The following is an 18,885-nucleotide window of genomic DNA, read 5'->3' as shown; positions in this document are numbered from 1 at the left end:
CCGCAGGACGACGAACGGATACCCGGTCTTCCCCGCGTATCCGCCGAACGTTCGTCGTTTGAGGAGACACCCCGGAGGGGCCCCGGACCACCACCACCCGGGCAGGCGCGACGGTGCCACCAGGGGCCAGGGCGGACACCCCAGCCCGTCCGGCGCTTGAGGACGGAACCGCCCACCCCGGGGGCCCGAACCCGCCGGACACGGCAAGCCCGCACACCCAGCCCGACCGGCGCTTGAGGACGGAACCCCCACCCCGGGGACGCGGCAAGCCCGCCAGGGTTCAGCTGCCGTCGCGCAGGTCGTCGAGACCGGACGGCCGGAACGCGATCCGGTCGAACGACGCCCGGCAGCCCTCGCCGGTCGGCGACTGGACCAGGAAGCCGATGGCCGCCGTCTGCTCCGCGGCGCCGAGGGCGAACGTACGGACAAAGGTCCACTTCTCCCCGTCGGCGGAGGCGTGGAAGGCGTAGGCGCTGCCGGTGCGGCTGAGCCGCAGCCAGAAGCTTTCGCCGTCCACGACGAAGGAGTTGGCGTCGTCGGAGTGACCGCGGGTGACAACCGTGCAGACGGTGGGGTCGGCCGGGGAGAGCTCCAGGCAGACCTTCGCCCACTCCCGTTCCCCGACATGCAGATAGAGCACCCCGGCGTCGAAGGCGGCGGCGAAGCCGACCTTCACCCGGGCGCTCAGCCGGAAGTCGCCGTCGGGCGCGGTGCCGAGCAGACGCGGTGCGTCGCTCACGGATTCGAGGCCGTCACCGCCCGGCGGCACGAACCGGTCCTGCCGGGCACCCGCCCGTCCGATCAGCACACCGCCCTCGTACGCCCACTGCCCATCGGGTCCGAACGGCCGCAGCTCAAAGGGGAGTTCAGGAATGTTCACCTTCATGCGCGGCTCCCGTCGACGCGGCGCGGCAGACCCATCGGGTTGTCCTCTCGCAGCTCCGGCGGCAGCAGGGCCTCCGGAGTCGTCTGGTAGCTGACCGGGCGCAGCCAGCGCTCGATCGCGGTGGCGCCGACCGACGTGGAGGTGGAGGTGGTGGCCGGGTAGGGACCGCCGTGGTGCTGGGCGGGAGCGACGGCGACTCCGGTCGGCCAGCCGTTGACGAGGACCCGGCCGGCCAGCGGGGTGAGGGCCGCGAGGAGTCCGGGGGCGTCGGCGTCGGCGCCCCCTGTGGCGATCTGGAGGGTGGCGGTGAGGTTGCCCGGGAGCCGGGAGAGGACGGCGGTGATCTCGTCCTCGGAGGCGTAGCGGGCGACGACGGTGACCGGGCCGAAGCATTCCTCCAGGAGCGCGTCGTGCGGCCCTTCGGTGGCGAGCAGCTCTGCCGGAACGGTCAGGAAGCCGGCGGAGACGGTGTGGTCGCTGCCCGCGCCGGGGGTGACCGGGGCATCCACGCCGGGGAGTTCGGCCCGTTCGCGTACGCCTGCGACGAAGGCGTCCCGCATCCGGTGGTCGAGCATGACCGCGGCCTCGCTGTCGCTGACCGCGTCGGTCAGCGCCTTCAGCAGCCGGTCACCGGTCTCGCCGGCGGGTGCCAGGACGAGGCCGGGCTTGGTGCAGAACTGGCCCGCGCCCAGGGTCATCGAGCCTGCGAGCCCGGCACCGATCTGCTCGCCGCGCTCGGCGGCGGCCGCCTCGGTGACGACGACGGGGTTGAGGGAGCCGAGCTCGCCGTGGAACGGGATCGGGGCCGGCCGGGCGGCCGCGGCGTCGAACAGCGCCCGCCCGCCGCGGATCGAGCCGGTGAACCCGGCAGCGGCCACGAGCGGGTGCTTGATCAGCTCGACGCCCGCCTCGAATCCGTGCACCAGGGTCAGTACGTCTTCGGGCAGCCCGACCTTCGCGGCGGCCCGGCGCAGCACGGAGGCGCAGAGCTCCGAGGTGGCGGGGTGGTCCGGGTGTGCCTTGACGACGACCGGGCAGCCGGCCGCCAGGGCGCTGGCGGTGTCGCCGCCGGGCACGGAGAAGGCGAGCGGGAAGTTGCTGGCCGCGTAGACGGCGACGACGCCGAGCGGGATCTTGTAGCGGCGCAGGTCCGGCCACGGCGGGGTTCGGGTGGCGTCCGCGTGGTCGATGTGGATGTCGAGGAAGGCGCCCTCGTCGACGACCTCGGCGAACGCGCGCAACTGGGCGTTGGTGCGGGCCAGTTCACCGGTGAGCCGGGCCGGTCCGAGCGCGGTCTCGGCGTCGGCGGCCTCGATGACATGCTCCCCGGCCTCAGTGAGCAGATCCGCCGCGGTACGCAGGAATGCGGCGCGTACGGTGCGGTCGGCGAGCGCATCGCGTACGGAATGTGCGCTCCGGACCGCACGGTCGACCTCGTCCGCCGTAGCCTCCACGGCAACCTGCTCACGCGGGTTACCAGTGCGGGGGTCGACGCTCCAGACTGGTGCTGCTGCCACCGTGTTTCCTTTCGGCCTCTGCCACACATCAGGAGTTGTTCGGTATTCTGAACGCAGTTCCTGATCGTGAATTTGTGGGGACTCTATTTCCGGGCGTTCAGCGTTGGCAAGAAGTGGGTGGGAAGGGACGCGGGCGATGTCGGTTGCCGAATCAGGCGGGGCACAGGTCAAGTCCGCGGTACGGACGGTGGAGCTGCTCGAGTACTTCGCCGGGCACCCCGGCATGCATTCGCTGGCGGCCGTGCAGGAGGCCGTCGGCTACCCCAAGTCGAGCCTCTACATGCTGCTGCGCACCCTGGTCGAGCTGGGCTGGGTGGAGACCGACGCGACAGGGACCCGGTACGGCATCGGCGTCCGGGCGCTGCTGGTCGGCACCTCGTACATCGACGGCGACGAGGTCGTCGCGGCCGCCCGCCCGACGCTCGACCGGCTCTCCGACGACACCACCGAGACCATCCACCTCGCCCGTCTCGACGGTACGAACGTGGTCTACCTCGCCACCCGCCAGTCCCAGCACTATCTGCGCCCCTTCACCCGCGTCGGCCGCCGGCTGCCCGCCCACTCCACCTCGCTCGGCAAGGCGCTGCTGGCCACCCACAGCGACGAGCAGGTCCGCAAGATGCTGCCGGAGACACTGCCCGCACTGACGGAGCACACCCTCACCGACCGCGAGAAGCTGATCGAGGAACTGCACCTCATCCGCGAGCAGGGGTACGCCGAGGACCGCGAGGAGAACACCCTGGGGCTGCGCTGCTTCGGCGTCGCGATCCCGTACCGCACCCCGGCGCGCGACGCGATCAGCTGCTCGGTGCCGGTCGCCCGGCTCACCCCGGCGCACGAGCAGATGGTCAAGGACGCGTTGTTCGACGCGCGGGACCGGCTGACGCTCGCCACCCGCAGGTTCTGACCCGTGGACTCCCCCGAGGTCACGCTGCGCGAGGTGCGCGACAGCGATCTGCCGCTCTTCTTCGCGTACATGTCCGATCCGGAGTCGGTCCGGACAGCCGCGTTCACCAGTGAGGACCCCGGCGACCGGCACGCGTTCGAGGCCCACTGGGCCCGGATTCTGGACAGTCGCACCGTGGTGATGCGGACAGTGCTCGCCGACGGCAAGGTGGTGGGCAACGCCGGGGTGTACGGGTCCGAGGGCGACCGGCAGGTCACGTACTGGATCGACCGGTCGCACTGGGGCCGGGGGTACGCGACCGCCGCGCTCCGGGCGCTGCTGGACGCCGTACCGGAACGGCCGTTGCACGCCCGGGCGGCGGCCGACAACGCCGGTTCGGTGCGGGTGCTGCGGAAGTGCGGCTTCACCGTCACGGGCAAGGACCGTGGCTTCGCGCACGCCCGCGGCGAGCTGACCGACGAACTGCTCTTCACCCTGGACTGAGCCGCGGGTGACGATCCGTCTCCACCGCGCGGCGGAGACGGATCGTCACCGGGCAGGACGTGCGGACGGACGGGGCGCGCGAGCGTGGATGTCATGACACAGACACCGACGGCGCCCGCCACCCGGACCGCACCGGCGCAGCCCGCGCCCACCGGTCGGGCCCGCGCCGTGCTCCGCACCCTGGCGATCGCCTCCTGCCTGCCGTACATCTCGCTCAAGGCGGCCTGGATCGCGGGCAGTCACGTCGGCATTCCCGCCGACAGCATGCTGCTCGGCCACCGCACCGCGATGCTCGTCGCCAATGGTGCGTCGGTGCTGCTGGACTGCACGGTCGTGGTCCTCGCCCTGCTGCTCACCCAGGCGTGGGGGCGACGGGTCCCGGCCTGGCTGCTCGCCGTGCCGATGTGGGTGGCGACCGGGCTGCTGCTTCCGATCATGACCGGCTTCCCGCTGCAGCTGCTGGTGAAGGCGTTCGGCGGAACGACCGCCGGGTCCGGCGGAGACGGGCGCCCCTTCCTCGACGAGTGGGTCTTCGGCGTCGTCTACACCGGCTTCATCGTCCAGGGCCTGACTCTCGGCGCCCTGTTCGTCCTGTATGCCAGGGAACGCTGGGGTCATCTGTGGCAGGGCACGCTGAGCGACCTGCCACCGAGCCCGACCGGACCGGCGCTGCGGGTCGTCGCGGTCGTGGCCGCACTGCTCGCGCTCGTGCCCGGCGTCGTCCATCTCCTCTGGGCGACCGGATCGACCGCGGGTCTGAACGAGACCCGGATCGCGGAACGTACGAGCGACTTCTACGCCCTCGAAGCGGTCTACACAGTGTTCACGGCGGTCACCGTCACCGGTGTCCTGCTGCTCGCGCTCCGCCGCCGCGGTGCGCTCGCCCTCAAGGTGCCGCTCACGCTGGTCTGGGGCGGCTCCGGGGTGCTGGGCTGCTGGGGCGGCTATCTGTGTCTCGCCGCGCTGGGCCCGGTCGACAACATCGCCGACCGGCCCGCGGCCGGGATGCAACTCACCTACGCTGTGCAGATGCTGGTCGGGATCCTGGTCGCCACCCTGGGCGCCTACTTCTTCGCGGAACGCGCTGCGGCGGCGAAACCGGCGGGGCCATCCGCGTGACCCTGCTCCTCGGCCGGCAGGCCCGGCTGCGCTGGCTGCATCTGATCATCGGCGGCGCGCTGCTGATGCCGTACTTCCTGGTCGGCACCGTGGTCGTCGGCACATACCACCGCGACGGCAGCGCCTTCACATCGCTGCCGCTGCAACTGACCGCGTTCGCGTACGCCCTGCCGATGGCCGCGGTCACCGGTCTCTTCCCGCTCGCCCGGCCGCTGTCGGTGGCCGCGGTCCGCGCCCTGTGCGGTATCCCCGCGGAGCGGCTCGCCGACGGTCCGGCCAGGACCCGGCAGGCGAGAGTACGGACCGCGGGCTGGTTCACACTGCATCTGGCGCTCGGCGCCGTCATCAGCGGGATGACGCTGGCGTTGACACCCCTCGCGGTGAGCCTGATGGCGCTGCCGTTCTTCTCCGCCGTACGGAACTCGGCGGTGCTCGATCTGCCCCGGGCACTGACCCGGCCGTGGGTGCTGGCCCTGGCGCCGTTCGCCGGTCTTGCGATGCTGGTCGCCCTGGCCGGCTGCGCGGCGGCGGCCGGGGCACTGCTGGCCGGCCGCGCTCCGGTGCTGCTGGGCCCGACCCCCGACGACCGGCTGGCCGCCGCCGAACGCCGGGCGGCCGACCTGGCGGTCCGCAACCGGCTGGCCCGGGAGCTGCACGACTCGGTCGGCCACGCGCTCAGCGCCGTGACGCTCCAGGCGGGTGCGGCCCGCCGGGTACTGGACAGCGACCTGGAGTTCGTACGCGAGGCGTTGACCGCGATCGAGGAGACCACCCGGCGCACGGTCGGTGAACTCGACTCCGTGCTGGGCCTGTTGCGACAGGGGGAGGACGGGCCGACGGGACCGGCGCTCGACGCACTGGACGGGCTGCTGGCCCGCTGCGGGGTCCCCGTGTCGTACATCGCCCGGGTCGATCCGGGCACGGTCCCCGCCGCCGTGTCCCGTGAGGCGTACCGGATCGTGCAGGAGGGTCTGAGCAACGCGCTGCGGCACGGTGGGCGGGCGGCACCGGTGGAGCTGCGGATCGCGGTGTGCGACAAGGAGCTGGCGATCACTCTGGACAACCCGCTGTCCGGGCGGGCACCGGTGGTGCGGCCCGGCGGCGGCCGCGGGCTGCGCGGCATCACCGAACGGGCCGTCCTGCTGGGCGGCCGCGCCGAGGCCGGACCACACGACGACGACAGATGGCGGCTCACCGCCCGGCTGCCCCTGCACATCCCCGCACAGGAGAAGCAATGAACAACGACATCCGGGTCGTGGTCGCCGACGACGAACGCATGGTCCGCACAGCCCTGCGCGCCATCCTCGACGCCGAAGCCGGCCTGCGGGTCGTCGGCGAGGCGGCGACCGGCGCCGAGGCCGTCTCCGTCGTGCGGGAGCTGCGCCCCGATGTGGTGCTGATGGACGTACGGATGCCGGAGATCGACGGGATCCGCGCCACCGAGCAGATCCTCGCCTCGCTCGACGCGCCCCCGCGGATCGTCGTCGTCACCACCTTCGAGAACGACTCCTATGTCTACGACGCCCTGCGCGCCGGAGCCGCGGGCTTCCTGCTGAAGCGCGCGGCGGCCGAGGACCTGGTCCAGGCGGTGCGGCTGATCGCGCGCAGCGACTCCCTGCTGTTCCCGTCGGCGGTACGGGGACTTGCGGCCGAGTACGGCAGGCGGCAGGCGTCCGCCGCACCGCCCTGGGTGGCCCGCCTCACCGAGCGGGAGGCGGACGTGCTGCGGCTGATGGCGGCAGGGCTGACCAACGCGGAGATTGCGGAACGGCTGCGGGTGGGTCCGGCCACGGCGAAGACGCATGTGGCGGCGGTGCTGGCAAAGACCGGAGCCCGGGACCGTACTCAGGCCGTGATCGCGGCGTACGAGTCGGGGTTCATCACGCCCGGCTGACCCGGGCCCCGTGGCGCGCAGTATGAAGAATGGGTGAGAAGCGGCACAGACGGGAACGCGCCGGACGCCGCCGCTCGTCCCTCCAGCGGGATGAACAGAACAATCAGGCACACCGCGGTCTTCTGCCTGCTGCTGGTCCTCGCCCTGCTGGGGCGGGCGACCTGGGTGCAGGCGTACCAGGCCAAGGCGCTCGCAGACAACGACCACAACCGGCGGAAAACCATCGCGCAGTACGCGCAGCCGCTCGGTGACATCATCGTGGCCGGATCACCGGTCACCGGATCGAAGAGGACCCAGGGCAGCGATCTCGCTTACAAGCGCACATACACCCAGGGCGAGCTCTATGCCGCTGTCACCGGGTACAGCTCACAGGCGTACGGCGCCACCCAGCTCGAGGGGATCTACAGCCATGTGCTCGACGGCACGGACGACCGGCTGAAGAATCCCGTCGACGTGGTGACGGGCAAGCAGACCGCGCCCGGCAGTGTGCTGACGACGATCGACCCCGATGTGCAGAAGGCGGCGTACAAGGCACTCGGCAACGACAAGGGCGCGGCCGTCGCGATCGACCCCACGACCGGGAAGATCCTGGGAATGGTCTCCACCCCCTCGTACGACCCGTCGAAGATCAGCGGGACGAACGACGGCGACGTGTGGCAGAAGCTGCTCTCCGACCAGGACAAGCCGATGGTCAACCGTGCTCTGAGGCAGCCGCTGGCGCCCGGTTCGACGTTCAAGCTGGTGGTGGCGTCGGCCGCACTGGAGAACGGTCTCTACAGCTCCGTCGACGAGCGCACGAACAGCCCCGACCCGTACACACTGCCCGGCACCACCACGGTCCTGAGGAACGAGAACGCGTCCGCCCCCTGCGAGAACGCCACGCTGCGCACGGCGCTCCAGTACTCCTGCAACAACGTCTTCGCGAAGGCCGCCGTCGATCTCGGCCAGGACAAGGTGCGGGCGATGGCAGAGAAGTTCGGCTTCAACACGGAGAAGCTGGATGTCCCGGTGCGCGCCTCGGAGAGCCTCTACCCGTCGGGGATGGACAAGGCGCAGACGGCGCTGACAGGCATCGGCCAGTTCGAGGTCACCGCGACCCCGCTGCAGATGGCCATGGTCTCCTCGGCCCTCGCCAACGGCGGTGAGCTGGCGGCCCCGCACATGGTGTCGAAGGTGACGGACGCCAAGGGCAACACTCTGCAGGACTTCGCGGACGGCGACACGAAGCGGGTCGTCTCCGCCTCGACCGCCGAGCAGATGCGCAGCGCGATGGTCACCGTCGTCGAACAGGGCACCGGCACCAACGCCCGGATCGACGGGGCGGAGGTCGGTGGCAAGACGGGCACCGCGCAGAACGGCGTGGGAAACAGCAACACGCCGTACGCCTGGTTCACCTCGTACGCGAAGTCGAAGTCCACCGGCAAGGAGGTCGCGGTCGCCGTGGTCGTGGAGGACTCGGGCTCGGCCCGCTCGGAGGTCAGCGGCAACGGGCTGGCGGCGCCGATCGCGCAGAAGATGATGAAGGCGGCGCTCAAGGGGTGAGAAAGCCGGGCGCGGAGGGCCGGCTGCGGCCGTCAGAATCCGGATCACGCCCCCTGCGCCTTCCGACCCCCGCACGCATCCGGCGGTGGCGACCGGCGAGCGCGACGCTCCTCCGCTCCCCATCGAGCCGTGCGTCCGCTGCACGGGCAACAGGACGGGTGTCGAGCCGGCCGAGACGGGCAGCGGCCCCCGCGGCACGTACTGCCGCTGCACCGCCTCGGACATCACCTACGACTGACCGGGGTCACCTGCCGGCCGCGGTGGGTGTGCCGTCACTGGCCCGCCCACCGCTTCACGGTCGCCTCCGCAGCGTCCCGGTCCGCGGGCTTCAGCTTGGAGATCAGGGCGCCATGGTTGCTGTTCGGTGCCTCGAAGAGCATCGAGTCGTGCTTGCTCGGCTTGAACCGCTCGGCGCTCCACGGGTCGTTCTGTCCGTAGATGAACATCATCTGCTCGCCGCGAGTGGCGACCCAGCGGTCGACGTCCTTGATGGTGCGCCCGTCGTACCCGACCCGCATGTCGGCGGGCAGCACCGAGTTGGGCTGATAGATGCCGGGGTAGTGGCGGACGTCGGCCAGATGCTTGAACTTGAGGTCGGCCCAGCCCAGTTGGGCGGCGGCCTGGCGGTAGTAAGGTCCGCTGCCCTCGGCGCCGTTGCCCTGGTCGGCGTACGGGCTGAGTCCGTGCCCCAGCGACCAGGTGTACAGCTCGTCGTCGGTGGCGGTCCTCGCGTCGGGGATGGCCGGGCAGTCGGCGTACGTACCGCTCTGCCAGAAGTTCCACACCTGGTCCAGTACGGAGAACTCGTAGGCCCGGTCGGCCGATCCGAGGTATTGGAAGGTGAGGCCCTGTTTCTCGGCGGTGGCCTCGAAGCGGGGCAGCATCCGGTCCCGCCGGACCAGCATCTCGCGCTGCACGGCGTTCAGGGCGGCCCGGCATTCGGGGGTGCCGACGGTCTCGAAGAACTTCTCGTAGCCGCTGTCGTCGTTGTTGGCGGCGTCGTTCGGTGCGACGTACGCGACGACGGCGTCCAGGTCGTCCGGGTAGAAGCGCTCGTGGTAGACCTGCGTCATCCCGCCCTTCGACGCGCCCGTGCCCAGCCACTTGGCCCGGTAGATCGTCTTGAGGGCCTGGACGACCGCGTGTTCGTCACTCGCCTCCTGCTGGACGGTCAGGTCGTTCCAGTCGACCGTCGCGGGCCGGGACTGGCTGAAGTAGCGGTGCTCGATGCTGACCTGGTTGGCGTCGAGAAGCCTGGTGATCTCGCGGGTGGAGCTGGAGAGCGAGTAGCCGCCCGTGTAGAGGACCATCGGCGCGGTCTCCGACTTGTGCCAGAGCGTGAGGCGCTGCTCGAACGTGCCGCGGTCGGGGTGCTCGTGGTCGATCGGCTGGGTCAGCGTGAGGGTGTAGTAGGGGAATCCCTCCTTGGTGGTCTGCGAGACGACCGTGAGTCCCGGAATCCGGTCCAGCTGCTCGCGTACGTCGGTGGCCTGAGCAGTCGCCTCGGCGGCGGAGGTGGGGCCTGCGGACGGGCTGGGAGCGGCGGCGGTCGCGGCCGTGCCGGTGAGCAGGCTGGTGGCGGCGACGAGCCCGGTGCAGAACAGGGCGGGAAGCAGTGAGTGGCGCAACGCGGAATCCCCTCGGACGGGTGTGGTGCGATGGACACGACGGCGGCATATTAACCGCTTGCCACAACCATGTGATCACCCCGCATCGAGAAGATCCGCAGGCCGGTGGACGCCCAACGACTGTTGTCAGCAAAGACTCTTGGCGATTCGTGGGTCAGCGGGCGGGTGACGCGGTGGTGCTGCCCCTCTGCCGGAGGAGGGACCGGCGGCGGAGCGCGACCCGGACCGCCAACGGTCCCGTCACCGCGGTGTCGGCCGTGACGTGACGGACGTCCGTGTCGGCGAGCGCGAGTCGCAGGATCTCCCGGTGCTCGGCCGCCTCCGCTCCCAGGACGGGATCGGAACTTCCGGCAACCTCGGTGTAAGGCATCTGCCCGATGCCCCGGCCCGTCCTTAGTCGCCAGCCTGAGTCCGTAACGGAACCACAGGTCAACGAGGTACGGGGAGCGCAATGACGGGGTCGGCGGCAGGAAAGGTGCTACGGGATCGCAACGCCGGGCTGTATCTGACGGCGGTGGTGGCCTCCGGCTTCGGGACGTCCGCGATGTGGCTCACCGGCGGGATCTGGGTCAAGTCCCTCACCGGGTCGAACAGTCTGGCGGCGCTCGCCGTGTTCGCCATGTGGCTGCCCGTGCTGACCGGTCCCGCACTCGGCGCGGTCGCCGACCGGGTGCCCCGCAAACCCTTGCTGATCTGGGCGAATCTCGCCATGGCAGGGCTGCTCGCCTCGCTGCTCGCGATCGATTCGGCGGGGCGGATCTGGATCCTCTTCGCGGTGTTCGTGCTGTACGGGGTGAGCGGTGTGCTGATGGACGCAGCCGAGTCGGCGCTCGTCGCCCACACCGTCGCCCCCCGGCTCCTCGGCGACTTCAACGGGTTCCGGATGATCGCGAACGAGGGCATGAAGCTCCTCGCACCGCTGACCGGCGCCGGGCTCTATGCGCGGTTCGGCGGCGGCGCGGTGGCGCTCCTCGACGCGGCGTCGTTCGCCCTGGCCGCCGGCGTCTACGCACTGCTGCGGGTGCAGGAGCCGACCCGGCCCGCCCGCACGGACCGGCGGGGCGAACTGACGGCGGGGATCCGGCAGGTGTGGGAATCACCGGTGGCGCGGCCGCTGGTGCTGGCGGGTGCGGTGACGATGCTGTGCGCCGGGCTCAACGGAGCCGCGCTCTACGCAGTCATCGACGACGGGCTCGGGCACTCCCCCACGTACGCGGGTGTGCTGTACGCAATGCAGGGCTGCGGGTCGGTCACGGTCGGGCTGCTGGCCGGTCCGCTGCTCCGGCGCCTGCCGGAACGGATGTTCACCGCGGCCGGGATCGCCCTGTTCGCGCTGGGAGTGGGGGTGCGGGCGCTGCCGTACGACGCGGTGGCGCTGGTCGCGAGCGTCGCGATCGGGGCGGGGCTGCCGTGTGTGCTGATCGCCGCGATGACCGCGGTGCAGCGGGAGACGCCGGACGCCGTACTGGGCCGTACGAGCGCGACCGCCAACTCACTGATGACGGTGCCGAACCCGGTGGCGCTGGCGCTCGGTGCCGGGCTGGTCGCGGTGCTGGACATCCGGGTGCTGCTGCCACTCATCGGTGCGGCGGGCCTGCTGACGGCGGCGCTGTTGGTCACGAACCGGGCTCCCTGAAGAACAGGAGAAGGAGGAGGCCCGGCTCCTTGTCCGTTCTGCGCGGCCGTGGTCCGCAGAACGCCGTGCGCTCGCCCACGCGCGGCAGGATATTCGCGCGACACCGCACCCGTGGACCGGGCAGGATGCGGATCCATGCCGAAACCATCCGGATTCCTGTACGAGCAGCACGCCGATGCGAGCGTCGCCCTCACCCACCACGGCCGCCCCGCCGGAACCCTGCGCGGAAGCCGGGCGGAGAAGTTCCTGGCCGAGGTGGTGTCCGGGGACGCCCAGCTGGTCATGGCCCGCTGGACCGGCGCGTACAAGCACGGCAACGAGCGGGCGGCCCGCAGCCACCCCCGCAACCGAGCCGGCCGAAGGTAAGGGAACGGCAAAGCGGAGTCGTTCGTTACCCCGGGCATGACCGCTATGACACCTGGCTCGAACATCCCTCTCTCCGCCGCCCGTGTGGCGGTGGACGTCGCCGCCCCGGTGCGGCTCGACGTCTCGGGCCTGCTGCTCACCGTCGACGGCAAGGTGCGTTCCGACGACGACTTCATCTTCTACAACCAGCCCACGGGCCCGGGTGTGACGTACCGCTCAGGCGGCGGCACGGCGCCGGACGCGATCGTGGTGGACACCGCTGCGGTGCCGCCCGGCATCGAGAAGATCGTCGTCACGGCCAGCCCGGACGCGGCGGGCCAGACCTTCCAGGGCATCGAGCCCACCGCCACCCTGCGCAACGCGGACGACGGCAGCGTCCTCGCCACCTTCACCCCGCCCCGGCTGGGCACCGAGACGGCGCTCGTGGTCATAGAGGTCTATCTCCGCAACGGCGCCTGGAAGGCCCGCGCGGTCGGCCAGGGCTATGCAAACGGACTGGCCGGCATCGCCACGGACTTCGGCGTGTCGGTCGAGGAGGAGCCGGCTGCGCCGCCCGCCCCGGTCGCACCCCCGGTGCCCGCCGCCGCCCCCGTGGACCCGCGGATCGCCGCTCCCCCGGTCCCGGCCGCGCCGCCCGCTGCCGCTCCGGCGCCCGCCGGCGCGGGCAGGATCAGCCTCGACAAGGGCCGGGTCAGCCTCCAGAAGAACCAGACGGTTTCCCTGGTCAAGGGCGGCCGCCCGCTGCTGTCGCAGGTCAAGATGGGGCTCGGCTGGGAGCCCGCGTTCCGCGGCAAGGACATCGACCTCGACGCCTCGGTGATCGCCTACGGCCCCAACCGGAACCACCTGGACAGCTGCTACTTCGGCAAGCTCTCCATCCTGAACGGCGCGGTCAAGCACTCCGGTGACAACCTCACGGGCGAGGGCGCGGGCGACGACGAGGTGATCGTCGTGGACCTCGGCCGGATCCCCTCGGAGGCGACCGGACTGGTCTTCACGGTCAATTCGTTCAGCGGCCAGAAGTTCACCGAGGTCGCCAAGGCCCACTGCCGGCTGATCGACGCGGCGACCGATGAGGAGCTGGTCCGCTTCGACCTGACCGGCGCCGAGCCGCAGACCGGCGTGATGATGGCGAAGCTGATCAAGCAGTTCTCCGGTGAGTGGGAAATGACGGCGATGGGCGACTTCGTGAAGTCGCGCACCGTCCGCGGCATGGTCAAGCCCGCCGCCCAGGCGCTTTAGGGGAGCTCACGGGATTACGGGACAGCCCTTAGCGGCGTCCGGCACGGCTTCAGGGGCACCTGCGGGTGCAGGTGCCCCTCAAACCGGAAAGCGTGGCGGGAAAGCGGACACTGCGCGTGCTCGTCACCTCTCTCGTGGGGGAGGCCGTCAGAGCTTGGTCAGCTTGGAGTACGGGCTCAGGATCCTCCCCTGTCGCCCCGAGAAGTCAATGAGCACTGCGTCGTTGTCGCCCTCGACAGCAAGGACTCGACCGAGTCCGAACTGGTCATGCGACACCCTGTCGCCCACATCGAACAATTCGACCGGTGGGGCCGCCTGGGCCGGGCGGTTGAAGGGACTGGAAGGCAGGTGACGCCGGGATCCGGCTGACTGTTTCATTACCTTGAGTATGCGCCCTGGGAACGCCCGGCGCCATGCCCGACCACTCCTGGGGCCGCGCTGATGGCGGATTCGACATCAGCGATTCCAGGGCCAGTCGGCGTCCTTGCCCGCTTCCAGCAGGGGCACCATGCGGAACGCCGCATCCGAAAGCCCCCCGAAGGTGTGGCGGTTCGCGCTTCCTGAAGGGGCGTGACCGACCCGGTAGCCGGCCAGATTCCAGGTGTAGACAGGCACGTCGGACGGCACGGCCGCGGTGGCATCCGCGGCATAGGAGAACGACGCCTGCTCGTCGGTGATGATCAGTACCCGGTCGTGCTTCCGGAAGTGCCGGCGCACGGCCTCCGCGGTGTTGGTACCACCGAGGTCATCGAAGCGGTCCAGGACCTTCAGTACGGATTCGCCCTTCCGGTACGCAACCGATGCGCTGTTCGTGCCGAACTGCACCAGATCCGCCTCGTCGGCCCGCAGCGCCAGCGCCGCACCGAAGATCGCGGCGGCGTCTGCCCGGTTGAGCCGGGAGCGGTCCGAGAGCGGCGACCACATCGAGCCCGAGCGGTCGACCAGGATCAGCGTCCGCCCGTGCAGGGCGGGGACCTGAGCCAGCGAGTGGCCGAGCGCCTGCTCCAGCGGGTAGGCCCAGCGCAGCGACGGAGCGTGCCGGTACGCGGCGAGATAGCGGAACGGGAACTGCCGCGATGCGGCGACCACGGCCGGGTCGGAGATCTTCGCCGCCACCCGGGCGGCGGCCTCGTCCGAGACACCGGCCTCGTCGAAATTCCGCAGGTTGCGGACGAGTGCCATCGCCCCCATCGACGGGATGACCGCCTCCCAGGCCGCGGCGTCCATCGGACCCTGCAGCCAGCCCGCGAGTGCCTCCCACGTCATGCCCGCCGCGGCCAGTCGGCCGGCCCCACCGGGTGCGGTCACGACGGCCCGCCGCTCCTCGACCGGCAGCTCCATCAGCGCCCGGTGGGCGGTGAGGATGCGGTTCGAGGCGGGCGGAACCGCCGCCTCCGGGTGGTGCCTGCGATCGAGCGCGTAACGGAACAGCTCGCCCTGCCCTGCCTTTTCCGGGTCGGGCACGGCGTGCACCAGGTTCAGGATGTCGCCGAAGCGGTAGCCCTTGGACGCGGTGTCGTACTTCAGCAGCGACGTCGCGTGGTAGAGGCGGCGTACGGCATCGGCGATCCCGCGCTTGACGGGCTTCGGCACAGCGCGGCCGTATCGCGAGGTCCAGTACCCGAGCAGCTCACCGGGCTCGTCGGCGCGCAGCAGGACGGAGTCGACGACCTGCCGGTTGGACGGTCCGTCCTCGGCACCCGCGTCGAGCCGCGCCTTCACGTACTCGGCGGCGCCGACGATCGACGCGGTCCGCATCCCGCCCTCGCAGCGCAGCCACCCCAGCAGGCCGGCGGTCCACTCGGGGTCGCCGACGGCGAGGATACGCACCAGCTCCGCGAAACGGTTGTCGCGCTGCTCGGCGTTCTCGTAAAAGGTCTGCTGCGAAACAAAATTGGCGACCGCGAGCAGAAAGAGCTCGGAGCGGTTGTCGCGAAGATATCCGCGGCCGCCCTGGCAGGTGGGCGCGGTACGCCCGGTGGACTGCACGGGCGAGGCAACACGGGGCTTGACCGTACGGGTGTTGAAGCGGGTCATGATGAATTCCCCCGAATTCATTCGGAGAAGGAACAGCGCGTGCGGTGCCCGAGATCAAAAGGCGGCGACGGCATTTCTGATGCTCTACCCAGTTGAGCTACCGGCCGCGGCCGGACGGGACTTGAACCCGTAACCGTCAGTTCACATGAAGTAGCCGTCGCCTGCGCACCGGGCACCACCGGCGCTGCGCCTCCCGAGATCAGAGTCGGCGACGGCGGAACTTGTTTCGAAGAAGTAGCCGCAGCCTGCGCACCGGGAGGTGCATGCAGTTCGTGAGGTTGTCTGTGCCCAGAGATCGCAGTCGGCGGAACCGACGAGGGCGTTCCTCCCCTGAACCTCACCGGTCGGAAAACCGGCGGCGGGACTCGGACCCGCAGTCTCCCCCTTGGAAGTAGGTCCTGCCTTCGCACCTGGACACGGACAGCAACCTAGAGGATCAACCCCCGGACGCACCAAGGCTTTTCATCGGGTACCCGCGCGGCGTCATTACCGGTTCGGCTGGCGCTTCCACGGGCCGGTGATGGCGAGCATGATGCCGGGCGTCTGGATGTTGGCGAACAGCGTCTTCCCGTCAGGCGAGAAGGTGACCCCGGTGAACTCGCTGTACTCCGGCTTCTCAGCGGTGCCTGCGTTCAGCTCGTTGCGCGCGATCGGGTACGTACGGCCGCTCTCGGTCGCCCCGAAGAGGTGCTGGATGCCCTCGCCGTCCTCGGCGATGACCAGACCGCCGTAGGGCGAGACGGTGATGTTGTCCGGGCCGTCGAACGCGCCGTCCTTCGACGGGTCGGCGTTCACCCCGAGGAGCACCTTCAGCGTCAGCGTGCGGCGCTTCGGGTCGTAGAACCAGACCTGGCCGTCGTGCTGGACGGGGCTCTCCGCGCGGGCGAACGAGGAGACGATGTACGCGCCGCCGTCACCCCACCACATGCCTTCGAGCTTGCGGGCACGGGTGACGTCCTGGTTGCCGAACTGCTTGCGCACGGAGACGGTCTTGGCGTCACGGTCGACGACGTCGACCCAGTCCACGCCGTACACGGTGCCGATCTTCGTGGCGCGGGACAGGTCGTCGACGAACTGACCACTGCTGTCGAAGCACTTGGTGGCCTGGAGGACACCGGCGTCGTCGGCGAGCGTGCGCAGCTGGCCGCGGCCGTGCTTGAAGCCGTGCGGCGGGACCCAGCGGTAGAGCAGCCCATTGGGACCGGCCGCATCCTCGGTCAGGTAGGCGTGGCCGCGCTTCGGGTCGACGACGACGGCCTCGTGGGCGTACCGGCCGAACGCCTTGATGGGACGCGGGTCGCGGTTGGCGCGCTTGTCGTACGGGTCGACCTCGAAGACGTAGCCGTGGTCCTTCAGCAGACCGTTCTTGCCGGCCCTGTCCTCGGTCTCCTCGCAGGTGAGCCAGGTGCCCCACGGGGTGGCGCCACCGGCGCAGTTGGTGGACGTGCCGGCGATGCCGACCCACTCGGCGGTGTGGCCGTCGCGGCGGGTCTCGACCACGGTGCAGCCACCGGCGGCGATCGGGTCATAGACGAGACCCTCGGTGAGCGGGACCGGGTGCTCCCAGCCGGCCCGGGTGCCGCTCAGCTCGTGGTTGTTGACCAGCAGGGTGACGCCGCGCGGGCCCTCGAAGGTGGCCGTGCCGTCGTGGTTGGAGGGGGTGTACTCGCCGGATTCCAGCTTGGTGACACCGCTGTGCGTGATGATGCGGTACGAGAATCCGGCGGGAAGCGCGAGTATGCCCTTCGGGTCGGGGACCAGCGCCCCGTAGCCGGGTTCGTCGTTCTGACCGTGATCCGGGTCGTCGTCGTGACCCTGGCGGGAATCCTCGGCGGCAAGGGCTCCGGGGGCGGTGGCCAGGGCGGCGACGGTACCCGTCAGGGCAATGCCGGCACCGGTGAGGGCGGACTGCTTGGTGAATTCCCTGCGCGTGAAGGGCATCACGAACTCCTGGTGCAGCTGGGGCGGGTGGGTTGCGGGGTCACGCTCCCGCCCCTGCGCTAACGGAAGTTGAACTGACGGCGACTTCGAATGGCACGCTTCCTGTGAACCTTCACGGAGTTCCTACCGCCGTCATTTCCTCGGCTGCCCGCCCCGGCCGCCGTATCCCGCTTCAGCCGCCCGACCGCGACCGCGCCTTGAACGCCGCCTTGCGGGCGTCCTTCGCCTTCTTCTTGTCACCGTGCAGCCGCCCCATCGCCTCCAGGACGTCCGCCGTCGCGGGGTGCTCCACCCGCCACGCCTGGTCGAAGAAGCCGCTGTGCTGGCCGGACAGCCCTTCAACCAGTCCTTGGAGCTCGTCCAGGTCGCCGGCCGCTTCCAGCTGCGCGGCAATCGTGTCGATAGCGAGCCAGAAGATCATCGACTCCGGCGGCGGGGGCACATCCGCCGCGCCGTGCTCCGCGAGCCAGACCCGGGCGAGGCCGCCCAGCTCCGGCTCGTCGAGCACCGCGCGGACCGCGGGCTCCGCCTCCGCGCCGACCAGGGCGAGGGCCTGCTGGCAGTGCAGCCGGCGGAGCGGGGCCTGCTGGTCCGCGCCGCGAGCGGCGTCCAGCAGTTCGGCCGCGGCGCCGTCCGCCCCGCGGCGGGCCAGCCACTGCTCGACCTCGCTGCGGGCCGCCGCCTCCGGGTAGTACGCGACGCCCCCGAGGAGCGCGTCGGCGTCCTTGTCGGCGAGATCGCCGATCGCGGGGGCGTCGACACCGGCTTCCAGCATCCGGGCCCGGATGCCGTACAGACCGAGGGGGGTCAGCTCCACCATGCCGTACCGGCTGACGTCCTCGTCGTCGGCGGGCGGCTCCGCCGGGTCGCCCTCCTCGACGAGCAACGCCTCGTCCATCGGCTGGTAGGCGACGAGCCCGATCAGCTCGAGGAGCCGGAACTGGTCGTCGAGGCGCATCATCGCCGCCGACACCTGCTCCAGGATGTCGTCGGTGGGCTCGCCCATGTCGTCGGGCACGATCACCGACGCGGCGAGCGCGGGCAGCGGGACGGGTGCCTCGCTGCCGCCGCCGTCACCGACCGTGAGCAGGTACAGGTTACCGAGCACGCCGTCGAGGAATTCGGCTTCCGCCTCCGGGTCCCAGTCCAGGGCGTCGAGGTCGATCGAGCCGTCCTCGCCGACGAGGTCGTCGAGGTCGTCGAAGAAGGGCGCGGTGGCATCGGCGTGCACGGCTTCCAGGCCGTCGAGCCAGATCGCGAGGACATCCTGCGGAGAGCCGCCGGTCAGCAGCCCCAGATTCTCGCCCGCGGACACGGTCCCCTCCGCGTCGTCCTCCTCCGCGTCGACCTCCGGTTCGTGGACGTCGAGGAGCCCGGTGTCGACCGCGAGCCGCCATGCCTCACTGGCCTCCGCTGCACCGTCCTCGTCCGCCGCCAGCCCGAGGTGCTCGGCCGCCGCGGGCAGCTGTGCTTCGACGAGCTCGCCACCGGCGCCGACCCGGGTCTCCGGTCCCGCCCAGCGGGCGAGCCGGACTGCGCGGGCGAGCAGCGGAGCGACGAGCGCGTCCCGTGCCAGCTCCGCCTCGGTGTGCAGCCGTACCGGCGGCAGGGTGGGGCGCTCTGCGGACATCAGGTGGTTCTCCTCGGGCGACGGGTTTCAGTCCGGCCGGCAGTGGGGGCAGCGTCA

General features: G+C 70.8%; 18 protein-coding genes. 10 read left to right on the top strand and 8 right to left on the bottom strand.

Annotated features, from left to right (window positions below; all coding sequences use genetic code 11):
• Positions 1-280 precede the first annotated feature (280 nt).
• Positions 281-886 (bottom strand): DUF1349 domain-containing protein, encoded by a 606-nt coding sequence (locus tag ACNPQM_RS28255; protein ID WP_418086181.1) that lies wholly within the window; start codon positions 884-886, stop codon positions 281-283.
• Positions 883-2,403: an aldehyde dehydrogenase (NADP(+)) gene (locus tag ACNPQM_RS28250; protein WP_418086180.1), complete on the bottom strand. Its 1,521-nt coding sequence runs from the start codon at positions 2,401-2,403 to the stop codon at positions 883-885. The genes ACNPQM_RS28255 and ACNPQM_RS28250 overlap by 4 nt, the downstream gene beginning before the upstream one ends.
• A 136-nt stretch (positions 2,404-2,539) precedes the next feature.
• On the opposite strand from ACNPQM_RS28250, the gene ACNPQM_RS28245 reads away from it, so the two are divergent.
• From ACNPQM_RS28245 to ACNPQM_RS28215, 7 genes are all read left to right on the top strand, one after another.
• Positions 2,540-3,310, top strand: a complete 771-nt coding sequence (locus ACNPQM_RS28245) for an IclR family transcriptional regulator (protein WP_418086179.1) — start codon at positions 2,540-2,542, stop codon at positions 3,308-3,310.
• Positions 3,311-3,313: 3 nt separating this feature from the next.
• A complete protein-coding gene (locus tag ACNPQM_RS28240) occupies positions 3,314-3,793 on the top strand; it encodes a GNAT family N-acetyltransferase (RefSeq protein WP_418086178.1) in 480 nt (159 codons plus the stop codon).
• 93 nt (positions 3,794-3,886) lie between these two features.
• Positions 3,887-4,912, top strand: coding sequence for a hypothetical protein (locus ACNPQM_RS28235; RefSeq protein ID WP_418086177.1), 1,026 nt, complete (start codon positions 3,887-3,889; stop codon positions 4,910-4,912).
• Positions 4,909-6,150, top strand: a complete 1,242-nt coding sequence (locus ACNPQM_RS28230) for a sensor histidine kinase (RefSeq protein WP_418086176.1) — start codon at positions 4,909-4,911, stop codon at positions 6,148-6,150. Before ACNPQM_RS28235 ends, ACNPQM_RS28230 begins: the two co-directional genes overlap by 4 nt.
• On the top strand, positions 6,147-6,806 hold the full coding sequence (locus ACNPQM_RS28225) for a response regulator (protein WP_418086175.1): 660 nt from the start codon (positions 6,147-6,149) through the stop codon (positions 6,804-6,806). The genes ACNPQM_RS28230 and ACNPQM_RS28225 overlap by 4 nt, the downstream gene beginning before the upstream one ends.
• 90 nt (positions 6,807-6,896) lie before the next feature.
• Entirely contained in the window at positions 6,897-8,348 is a 1,452-nt protein-coding gene (locus ACNPQM_RS28220) for a peptidoglycan D,D-transpeptidase FtsI family protein (protein WP_418086174.1), read from the top strand.
• Positions 8,349-8,433: 85 nt separating this feature from the next.
• Complete coding sequence (locus ACNPQM_RS28215; RefSeq protein ID WP_418086173.1) at positions 8,434-8,586, top strand: hypothetical protein; 153 nt, start codon at positions 8,434-8,436, stop codon at positions 8,584-8,586.
• A 34-nt stretch (positions 8,587-8,620) separates the two neighbouring features.
• Here the strand turns inward: ACNPQM_RS28215 and ACNPQM_RS28210 are convergent, their stop codons facing one another.
• Together ACNPQM_RS28210 and ACNPQM_RS28205 are read right to left on the bottom strand one after the other, a co-directional pair.
• Positions 8,621-9,976: a S28 family serine protease gene (locus tag ACNPQM_RS28210; protein WP_418086172.1), complete on the bottom strand. Its 1,356-nt coding sequence runs from the start codon at positions 9,974-9,976 to the stop codon at positions 8,621-8,623.
• A gap of 154 nt (positions 9,977-10,130) precedes the next feature.
• Entirely contained in the window at positions 10,131-10,346 is a 216-nt protein-coding gene (locus ACNPQM_RS28205) for a hypothetical protein (protein WP_358860161.1), read from the bottom strand.
• Between the two features lie 81 nt (positions 10,347-10,427).
• Here ACNPQM_RS28205 and ACNPQM_RS28200 point away from each other — a divergent pair, with 81 nt between their 5' ends.
• The 3 genes from ACNPQM_RS28200 (at position 10,428) to ACNPQM_RS28190 (ending at position 13,220) form a co-directional block, all read left to right on the top strand.
• Positions 10,428-11,612, top strand: a complete 1,185-nt coding sequence (locus ACNPQM_RS28200) for an MFS transporter (protein WP_418086171.1) — start codon at positions 10,428-10,430, stop codon at positions 11,610-11,612.
• A 135-nt stretch (positions 11,613-11,747) separates the two neighbouring features.
• Positions 11,748-11,978, top strand: a complete 231-nt coding sequence (locus tag ACNPQM_RS28195; RefSeq protein WP_418086170.1) for a hypothetical protein — start codon at positions 11,748-11,750, stop codon at positions 11,976-11,978.
• Between the two features lie 36 nt (positions 11,979-12,014).
• Positions 12,015-13,220, top strand: a complete 1,206-nt coding sequence (locus tag ACNPQM_RS28190; protein WP_418086169.1) for a TerD family protein — start codon at positions 12,015-12,017, stop codon at positions 13,218-13,220.
• A gap of 147 nt (positions 13,221-13,367) precedes the next feature.
• Here ACNPQM_RS28190 and ACNPQM_RS28185 read toward each other — a convergent pair whose 3' ends face one another.
• From ACNPQM_RS28185 to ACNPQM_RS28170, 4 genes are all read right to left on the bottom strand, one after another.
• Positions 13,368-13,598: a hypothetical protein gene (locus tag ACNPQM_RS28185; RefSeq protein WP_037711258.1), complete on the bottom strand. Its 231-nt coding sequence runs from the start codon at positions 13,596-13,598 to the stop codon at positions 13,368-13,370.
• Between the two features lie 78 nt (positions 13,599-13,676).
• A complete protein-coding gene (locus ACNPQM_RS28180; RefSeq protein ID WP_418086168.1) occupies positions 13,677-15,257 on the bottom strand; it encodes a TROVE domain-containing protein in 1,581 nt (526 codons plus the stop codon).
• A 486-nt stretch (positions 15,258-15,743) separates the two neighbouring features.
• Positions 15,744-17,198 (bottom strand): alkaline phosphatase PhoX, encoded by a 1,455-nt coding sequence (locus ACNPQM_RS28175; protein ID WP_418086167.1) that lies wholly within the window; start codon positions 17,196-17,198, stop codon positions 15,744-15,746.
• A gap of 172 nt (positions 17,199-17,370) precedes the next feature.
• Positions 17,371-18,828 (bottom strand): hypothetical protein, encoded by a 1,458-nt coding sequence (locus ACNPQM_RS28170; RefSeq protein ID WP_358860167.1) that lies wholly within the window; start codon positions 18,826-18,828, stop codon positions 17,371-17,373.
• Positions 18,829-18,885: the final 57 nt, after the last annotated feature.

This window comes from Streptomyces sp. NPDC056231 (assembly GCF_048270745.1).
In the GTDB taxonomy this organism is placed as follows: Bacteria; Actinomycetota; Actinomycetes; order Streptomycetales; family Streptomycetaceae; genus Streptomyces.
The sequence above is the reverse complement of the archived record's forward strand: the minus strand, read 5'-3'. Positions and strand labels throughout refer to the sequence as shown.